Annotated in this window: 5 protein-coding genes and 5 pseudogenes; 4 read left to right on the top strand and 6 right to left on the bottom strand. The window is 41.4% G+C overall.

The window, feature by feature from the left end; all coding sequences use genetic code 11:
* Together MZO40_RS16350 and MZO40_RS16345 are read left to right on the top strand one after the other, a co-directional pair.
* Nucleotides 1–104: pseudogene (locus MZO40_RS16350) on the top strand (IS5/IS1182 family transposase); the annotation flags it as partial.
* A gap of 6 nt (nt 105–110) precedes the next feature.
* Nucleotides 111–830, top strand: a pseudogene (locus MZO40_RS16345) (reverse transcriptase domain-containing protein); the annotation flags it as partial.
* Between the two features lie 134 nt (nt 831–964).
* Here the strand turns inward: MZO40_RS16345 and MZO40_RS16340 are convergent.
* Nucleotides 965–2,263 (bottom strand): annotated as a pseudogene (locus tag MZO40_RS16340) (FAD/NAD(P)-binding oxidoreductase); the annotation flags it as partial.
* Nucleotides 2,264–2,335: 72 nt separating this feature from the next.
* Here MZO40_RS16340 and MZO40_RS16335 point away from each other — a divergent pair.
* Both MZO40_RS16335 and MZO40_RS16330 read left to right on the top strand, forming a co-directional pair.
* Complete coding sequence (locus MZO40_RS16335) at nt 2,336–2,587, top strand: IS3 family transposase (protein ID WP_072540947.1); 252 nt, start codon at nt 2,336–2,338, stop codon at nt 2,585–2,587.
* A gap of 5 nt (nt 2,588–2,592) precedes the next feature.
* The gene (locus tag MZO40_RS16330) at nt 2,593–3,471 is read left to right on the top strand and encodes an IS3 family transposase (RefSeq protein WP_309487050.1); all 879 of its coding nucleotides are present in this window, start codon (nt 2,593–2,595) and stop codon (nt 3,469–3,471) included.
* A 204-nt stretch (nt 3,472–3,675) separates the two neighbouring features.
* On the opposite strand, the gene MZO40_RS16325 is transcribed toward MZO40_RS16330, so the two are convergent.
* The 5 genes and pseudogenes from MZO40_RS16325 to MZO40_RS16305 form a co-directional block, all read right to left on the bottom strand.
* On the bottom strand, nt 3,676–4,443 hold the full coding sequence (locus MZO40_RS16325; protein ID WP_208192579.1) for a gamma-glutamyl-gamma-aminobutyrate hydrolase family protein: 768 nt from the start codon (nt 4,441–4,443) through the stop codon (nt 3,676–3,678).
* Between the two features lie 18 nt (nt 4,444–4,461).
* Nucleotides 4,462–5,538 carry a M42 family metallopeptidase gene (locus tag MZO40_RS16320; RefSeq protein ID WP_013726917.1) on the bottom strand — a complete coding sequence of 359 codons (1,077 nt, stop codon included), beginning with the start codon at nt 5,536–5,538 and terminating at the stop codon, nt 4,462–4,464.
* A 20-nt stretch (nt 5,539–5,558) separates the two neighbouring features.
* The gene (locus MZO40_RS16315; RefSeq protein WP_252133436.1) at nt 5,559–7,211 is read right to left on the bottom strand and encodes a peptide ABC transporter substrate-binding protein; all 1,653 of its coding nucleotides are present in this window, start codon (nt 7,209–7,211) and stop codon (nt 5,559–5,561) included.
* Nucleotides 7,212–7,289: 78 nt separating this feature from the next.
* Nucleotides 7,290–7,421, bottom strand: a pseudogene (locus tag MZO40_RS16310) (IS982 family transposase); the annotation flags it as partial.
* 343 nt (nt 7,422–7,764) lie between these two features.
* Nucleotides 7,765–7,870: pseudogene (locus tag MZO40_RS16305) on the bottom strand (IS5/IS1182 family transposase); the annotation flags it as partial.

Raw genomic sequence — 7,870 nt, 5'->3', positions numbered from 1 at the left:
TGGATAAATGTCGACGACTTTGGAAGAACTGTGAGCGTAAACTCAATTCAAGTCGTCAAATGGTTATCTTAGCGTTTCTGGTATTACTCCTAAGAAGATTTTAAACAGGTTCTAAGAGTGAAAAAGGAACCCCACAAGGAGGGCCATTGTCACCACTACTGGCGAACATCTATCTAAATGAGTTGGACGAAGAGTTGACTAGACGTGGTCATCACTTTGTGCGCTATGCGGATGATTGTAACATCTATGTTAAAAGTCAACGGGCCGGAGAACGAGTAATGCGAAGCATTACCCAGTTTCTAGAAAAGCGCTTGAAAGTTAAAGTGAACCCAGATAAAACCAAAGTCGGTAGCCCGCTACGGTTGAAGTTTCTTGGCTTTTCGTTGGGTGTAGACCACAATGGGGCCTACGCCCGTCCAGCTAAACAATCGCAACAACGAGTAAAGAAAGCACTGAAGTTATTAACTAAACGTAATCGTGGAATATCTCTGACAAGAATGTTTGAAGAAATTCATCGAAAAATGCGTGGGTGGCTTCAGTACTACTCAATTGGGAAACTAACTAACTTTATTCAACGCCTTGACAAGTGGTTGAGGGTCCGAATAAGGCAGTATATTTGGAAGCAATGGAAAAAGTTTAAAACTAAGGTAACTAACTTACAGAAGTTGGGGCTGTCCCAGCATGATGCATATGTCTTCGCTAGTACCCGAAAGGGCTACTGGCGAACTGCACATAGTAAGACCTTGAGCTATTCTCTAACTAATAGAAAACTGGAACAACTCGGACTTATGAATATGTCCAAGACGCTCCAGTCAATTCAATATGATTAAGTTGTCGAACCGCCGTATACGGAACCGTACGTACGGTGGTGTGAGAGGTCGATAATTGAACTAATCAATTATCTCCTACTCGATAAAACATGACTAGTTTTTATCTTTATAATTTATTTTTATTAACGATTAAATTAGAATCTTGCCATACCTAATGCATGTTGAGCAGCTAGGTTAAGCAAACTCCATTGACGGTCAAATCCTGGTTGGAAGAAGAAGTCTTGTTCAGCCAAGTCTTCCAAGCGCATCTTATGACTAATTGCCAAAGCTAAAACATTGCCTTGAGCAGTAATATCATACTTAGAAAGGACAGCACCGCCTAAGATTTGGTGAGTATATGGATTAAAGGTTAAGCTGACATATACCTTAGGATTATCTGCTTCTGGGACATAAGCTGGACGCATATGATCTTCATAGAAGCTAGTTTGACAATCAAGCTTATTCTTAGCAGCTGAAAACTTATTTAATCCCGCAGTAGCGAAGTGATAGTCAAAGACGCTAAGAGCTGAAGCACCGATAACACCCTTGAAAGCGCGATCTGGCTTATCTTCAAAGATATGATCAACCACATATTGTGCTTCTCTTCTAGCAGTAGTAGCTAAAGCAATTGGCATTGGCTTACCTGCTGGAATAGAAAGTGGCAAAATTGCATCTCCAATAGCGTAAACGTCTTTAACATTCGTTCTCAAGTATGGATCAGTCTTAATCCAGCCTCTTTGATCTAAATCAACTGTGTCCTTTAGCCAATCAGTATTAGGAGTTACCCCTGCTGAAACAATAACCAAGTCAGCTGGTATATCGCCTTGATCGGTCTTGACGCTTTCAACTTTTTCATTACCGTTGAAGCCTTCAATTTTAACGCCCATCTTCAAGTCCATATTCTTCTTAAAGGTAGGTTCCAAAACATCAAGCAATTCAGGGTTCAAGTAAGTTCCTAATGGACGATCAATCATGTCCATTAAAGTTACATGCTTGCCAGCTTTAGCAAATACTTCACTAGCTTCAGTACCAATATAACCAGCACCAACAATAGCAACATTCTTAATTGCTGGATTGTTAACAGCACTCATTAACTTAGAAGCCCAATCACGTCCACGCATTAAATAGATATTCTTAAGATCATTGCCAGGTACTGGTAAAAACTTTGGCGTTACACCTGATGAAAGAATTAACTTATCATATTGAACTTCTTCTTCAGAATTATTGGTTAAATCCTTAACTGTTACTGTCTTATGTTCAGGATGAATCGCGGTTACTTCATGGTTGGCATAAACATGACCGCCCTTCTTTTCAACATCTTCAGGAGCAAAGTTTCTGACGTCATCTTCAGCCGTAACTTTATTTTCTAAGTATAATTGCATACCACAGGACATAAATGAAATAAAGTCGCCAGCTTCATAAACAGTTACATCTACATCATTATATGGATGTAAGCTGATTCCTGAGACAACTTTTAAGAGAGGGTATAATGAATAAATCGTCTCTCAAAAGGAAGGAATTTTTACATGCCAACTCGTTACGACAAAGAATTTAAACAAAACATTATCAACCTATATAAGCAAGGTGAATCAGCTGCCCAACTGGCCAGAGAATATGGCATTGGCTATTCAACCGTTCATAAGTGGATCCAGGGCCAGGCCAAAACTCAATCCGGTAAATCGCTAGACGAAATCAAAGCGATGGAAAAGCGACTGGCTTCGCTGTCTGAGGAGAACGAAATCCTAAAAAAAGCCCTGGGCTTCCTTGCGCAGAAGTAACCAATATCTTTGATTACATTCACCAAGAAAGCCATCACCACCAGGTAACCAAGATGTGCCGAATCCTCGGTGTTTCCAGAGCTCAGTATTATCGTTATCGATCCCCCCGCCGGGCCGAAGATGCGGGCTTGAAACAACGGATTCTGCGGATCTTTGCGGAATTTAAGCAGCGATACGGTGTTATGAAGATCCACCATGAATTGAATCTGGAACTTCAACCACTGCAGCTTCGGTGCAGTCCACGACGGATTTCCCGGCTCATGAAGGAACTGGATATCCACTCCGTTACCGTCAATAAGTGGAAAGCGGCTTCGGCTTCCAAAACCAAGGTTGAACAGCGTCCCAACTTGCTTAAGCAGGATTTCTCGACCACTGGTTTAAATCAAAAATGGACCGCTGATATGACCTATATTCAAACGAAGCGTAATGGCTGGTGTTACTTATCAACCATCATGGACCTGCACTCACGACGGATTATCGGCTATTCGTTCCCAAAAAAGATGGCTACTGATTTAGTCGTAAAGACCCTTGAAAGCGCGGTTAAAAATCGAACCATTACTGGGGACCTGATTATCCATACGGATTTAGGATCACAGTATACCAGCGATGATTACAATCAACGTTTAACTGAGCTACATATCCGCCACTCATACAGCCGTAAGGGTTGTCCGTATGATAATGCGCCAATGGAATCCTTTCACGCTTCCCTCAAAAAGGAATGTGTTTATCCAGTGCCGGTCTTTGAAGATTATGAAACTGCCGCTGCTGTTCTTTTTGAATATGTGCATGCTTTCTACAATAGGAAGAGAATTCATAGTTCACTGGGCTACCAGACCCCCTTACAAGTTGAAATCGCAACACTTACGAGCCAAATGGCCGCCTGATTTAATGCTTTCCATGGTTCAAATAAGTTATTAATCACGATTAATGATTTATTTGAGCTGTGGAAGGTAAACGCGGTTCTGAATGTCTCTTAAAACCTGTCTCAAATATTGACTTCAATCCAATTCAACAACTGAACACTATGAATAACAAAGGATCTTTGGTAAACCAGTTGGGGGCTGGCCTATCAAAGATCCTTTAGTTTGTTATTCATTCTCAGTGGGAACCGAATCATGCGCAACTTTCTGGTTTGCGAATTTTTCCACTCGCGCCATGAAATCCGCAAACAACGCGTCTTGCTTCTCATCGGTCCGAAACATCGCTTCTGGATGCCATTGAACTCCAATGATCAAGTCGTCATCTTGGCTTTCAACGCCCTCAATCACGCCATCCTTTGCCAATGCCGAAATATTGAGTTGAGCAGAAACCGCTTTAACAGCTTCGTGGTGGTGACTATTAACCAAAGTCGAATCACCCTGGCCGATAATTTTGGCCAAATAGGAATCCGGAGTGATAGAAATAGTGTGGGTTCCCTGTGGCATCGGCGCCTTTTGGTAATGCTGGAGGGTTGGATGATTCCGTTGGCTGTACAAATCTTGGTAAAGGGTACCACCAAGGGCAACGTTTAGCACTTGGACGCCCCGGCAGATCCCAAAAATTGGTTTGCGTTTGGCAACCGCTAATTTGACTAACGCGATTTCGCTGGCATCCAAGAAGGCATCTGTGTCGCCGAGGTTTTGAACCGGCTCTTCACCATAGAACTTCGGCGCAACATCCGGCCCACCCGGCAGCAGCAAACCGTCAATCAAGTCAACGTAATGCTCCATGATTTCTGGATTGCGGGTGGGGATGAGCACTGGTACCCCACCGTGTTTGATGACGCCAGCGACTTCGTCATCGTTGACGGTATTTCTTGCAAGGTTATTAATGATTCGAGTCTCTGCGGGCAATCCAATTACATATTGTTTATCCAAATCTACCAGCTCCTTGATTTATAGACCGTCAATGACCTTATCATTGAGGCTCAAAATAATTGCCTTCAGTAATTTAACGGTGTTTTCGAAGTCAGAATATGCCACAAATCCATAGTTAGTATGTTCATAACGAACAGGAATCCCAATACAAATGGTGGGTGCCCCTTGGAACTCAAGCAATTCAGAGCCATCAATTCCACCACCAGTCCGAACAGCGCGGGTAAATGGAATACCGTTCTGGTGGGCTTGATCTACAGCCAACTGTTGAAAATGCGGATTAGCAATAAAGGAAGTATCCATATCACGCAGCATTGGCCCACGCTTTAACCCGGTTTGGATCAGCCATTCTGGCGTAAACGTGTCATCAGCTGGGCATCCCTCAAGACAGATTGCAATGTCTGGATGAACCTTTTTAACAGTCACTTTTGCGCCCCGACAACCGACTTCTTCTTGAGATGCAATCGCACCGACCAAGTTAACATCCAAGTTTTCCTCAGCCAGGTCAGACATTGCCGTCATCAAGCATGCAGTGCCAATTCGATTATCAAATGCCTTGCCCATCATGACATCTTGAGTTTTGAAGTACTCCCACTCAGTGTCAGGTGCGATGGGACAACCCGTATCAATCTTCAAGACCTCCTTGGTCTCTTCAGCGCTGTTCGTTCCAACATCAATCACCAGGTTGGCAATGTCAATCGGCTTTTTCTTTTCTGCCTCTGTCATGAAATGAGGCGGCTTGGTGGCAACCAAACCGGTGATCCATTCTCCATCTTGGTTTCGGATTCGCATTTTTTCTGCAGTTAAATTGGCCGGTACCCAACCACCGAGCGGAACAAATTTAATGGTTCCATTTGGCTTGACGGCTTGAACAATCAGACCAACGGCATCCAAGTGTGAATCCAGCATCAAAGTTTTGCCTTTAGAAGGTGAATTTTGATTATTTTTCAAATAGACGTTGTTCATGTGATCCGCGTGAACGGAACTAAAGCTGGAAGCTGTTTGAACGACGTAATCCTTTACTTCGTCCTCAAAGCCACTTGGTCCATTTGCATTGGATAAATGTTCAATTAAATTTAGTGCTGACTTCTTATCCAAGATATTACCCCTTTTTCAAATTATTTGGTTAAATAAGCTGTTCTGTAGTCATAATGTCCATTAATTCGATCATGGACAACCCCCTTCAACTTCGGGTTAACCAGGTCAATCCCATTGGCTTGATAAATCGGCGTAATTCCTTGATCAGTGGCCAAAATCTTTTCAGCATTGATTAAATCTTGCCATCTCTTGGTGGCATTATTCGAATCCTTGTTATTGGAATCTTTGATAGCTTGATCAAATGCTTGACTGCTCCACTTGCCACTATTTTCTGGGTTGTTTGATGTAAATTGGGAAAGAAACGAAATTGGGTCAGCAAAATCAGCGGACCAACCTATAAAGTTAACTTCAAAGTTTCCAGCTGAAGCTTTTGCAAGCATCGAGGCAAATGGAATACTGCTTGATTCAACCTTGAGACCTGGTAACGTTTCTTGAAGTTGACCTTGAATAAACTCAATGACATCTTTGGTTTGATCATCATCAGCGGACAAGAGCTTGATAGTTAAATTCTTCTTACCCAATTGTGATAAGGCCTTTTTGTAGTATTGCTTTGCCTTAGTCGCATCATGATCAACTGTTCCAGGAACATACGCTTCCTTGGCAAAATCCTCACCGGTTTTAGGGTTCTTGGCGAAATCGGCGGGCACAAATCCTTTCGAAACAATTGATCCATTTTGCATCACTTTGTTAACTAATTGACTTCGATTCAAAGCTAAAAAGAAAGCCAACCGTAAGTTACGATTCTTGAAGACGCCTTTACGTTGGTTGTATTGCAGATACTCTGTTGCGGCTAGTGGCCGTTTAACAGCATCTTTACTCTTCCCAAGTTGTTTCGCTTGTTCACCAACAAGACTGATTAAATCAAGTTTGCCAGATTGAAACAGGTTATATGCTGTGCTTGGCGATTTGGCAACTGTGTAATTGATCTGAGAAAGTTTGACTGCTTTTTTATCCCAATACTGATTATTCTTAACCAGCTTCCAGGAATCATTGATTCCAGTCCAGCCAACATTTTTGAATGGGCCGTTGTACACAGTGTATTTAGCAGATGTTCCGTATTTTTTACCATATTTTTCGACAACTTTTTGATCAAGTGGGTAAAGCGTCTCACGAGCCATTACCATTTTGAAGTAGGTCGTTGGACGAGCAAGTTGAACTTTTAGTTGATATTTCCCATTTGCTTTCACACCTAACTTATTTGGTGAAAGTTTACCATTCACAATGGCATCGGCATTTTTCACATTATCAAAAAGGTAAGTGTATTGACTGGCCGTTTTAGGATTGACGGCCCGTTGCCAAGAATAGACAAAATCTTTTGCGGTCACGGGATCGCCATTACTCCACTTGGCATTGTGACGAATGTTAATCGTGTATGTTTTTCCATCTTTAGAAATTTTTGTCTTGGTTGCCAGCGCAGGTTCCACATTTCCGTTTGCATCATATCGATACAAGCCTTCAAAAGTTTGATCAATTTGAATAAACGACGTTGTATCGTAGATTTTTGACAAATCCAAGCTGGTAATTTCAGCTGTCGTGGATAAGCTGATCTTTTGATTTGATGCCAGCTTAGTCGACCCTTGATTAGAGCTCTTGGAGCCACATGCCGCCAGCAAAACTGTCGTTGCTAGAATACCAAGCGGTAATAATGATCGTTTAATTACAGAAATACTCATAATATTTCCTTGTTTCCTCATTAAATTTTAATATTATCAAGCATAAACCTTTTGAGCTTTATGTCAATACGCGTGGTGCTAGTTCGTCACAAAATTAAAAAATCCTAAATTATAGACTAAAATTGCCAGTTCAATTTTTAGTTGAAAGCCAAAGGCACTCCGCGTTAAGTTAGTTTCAATTCCAAAATCACTAACTAAGGTAGTGCTCCTATCCTAGTATTTGATACGCACCCACCTTTGGATGAACGAATTGCTCGTCTAAAACGGTTGTTGGGTGAAAATTAAATTTATTTTTTGAAAAATAATCTCGTTAAAATGTTAATTTCCTTGGCATTTAACGGGATCTTTTTATATTAAAGGCCGACTAAAAATGATTATTTTTAAAAATTATGTTGACAATTAAAATTTCATGGGTTAGATTAAAGGCACATTAAAATTTGATTGAAAGAAATGCAGCGATGAGGAGAGTAACTTTGCGAAATCATTTCAGGGAGTCCCGTTAAGTGAGAAGGGATAATGAGTCGTTAGGTGAAAGTAACCTCTAAGAACCTGTCTAATATCTTTTGAGCATCACAATCAAATAAGCTAAAACAACCATTTGGCGACTAGTACTAAGATGTCGTTCGCAATTTTTCCAAAGGCGCCGACATTTATCTAGC

Source organism: Lactiplantibacillus sp. B652 (assembly GCF_023806745.1).
Lineage (GTDB): Bacteria > Bacillota > Bacilli > Lactobacillales > Lactobacillaceae > Lactiplantibacillus > Lactiplantibacillus pentosus.
Note: the sequence above shows the minus strand (reverse complement) of the source record. Positions and strands in the feature narration are given on the sequence as shown.

Coding starts and splice junctions, on each gene's coding strand:
- MZO40_RS16335 (WP_072540947.1), top strand. CDS start 2,336: ATGCCAACTCGTTACGACAAAGAATTTAAACAAAACATTATCAACCTA.
- MZO40_RS16315 (WP_252133436.1), bottom strand. CDS start 7,211: ATGAGTATTTCTGTAATTAAACGATCATTATTACCGCTTGGTATTCTA.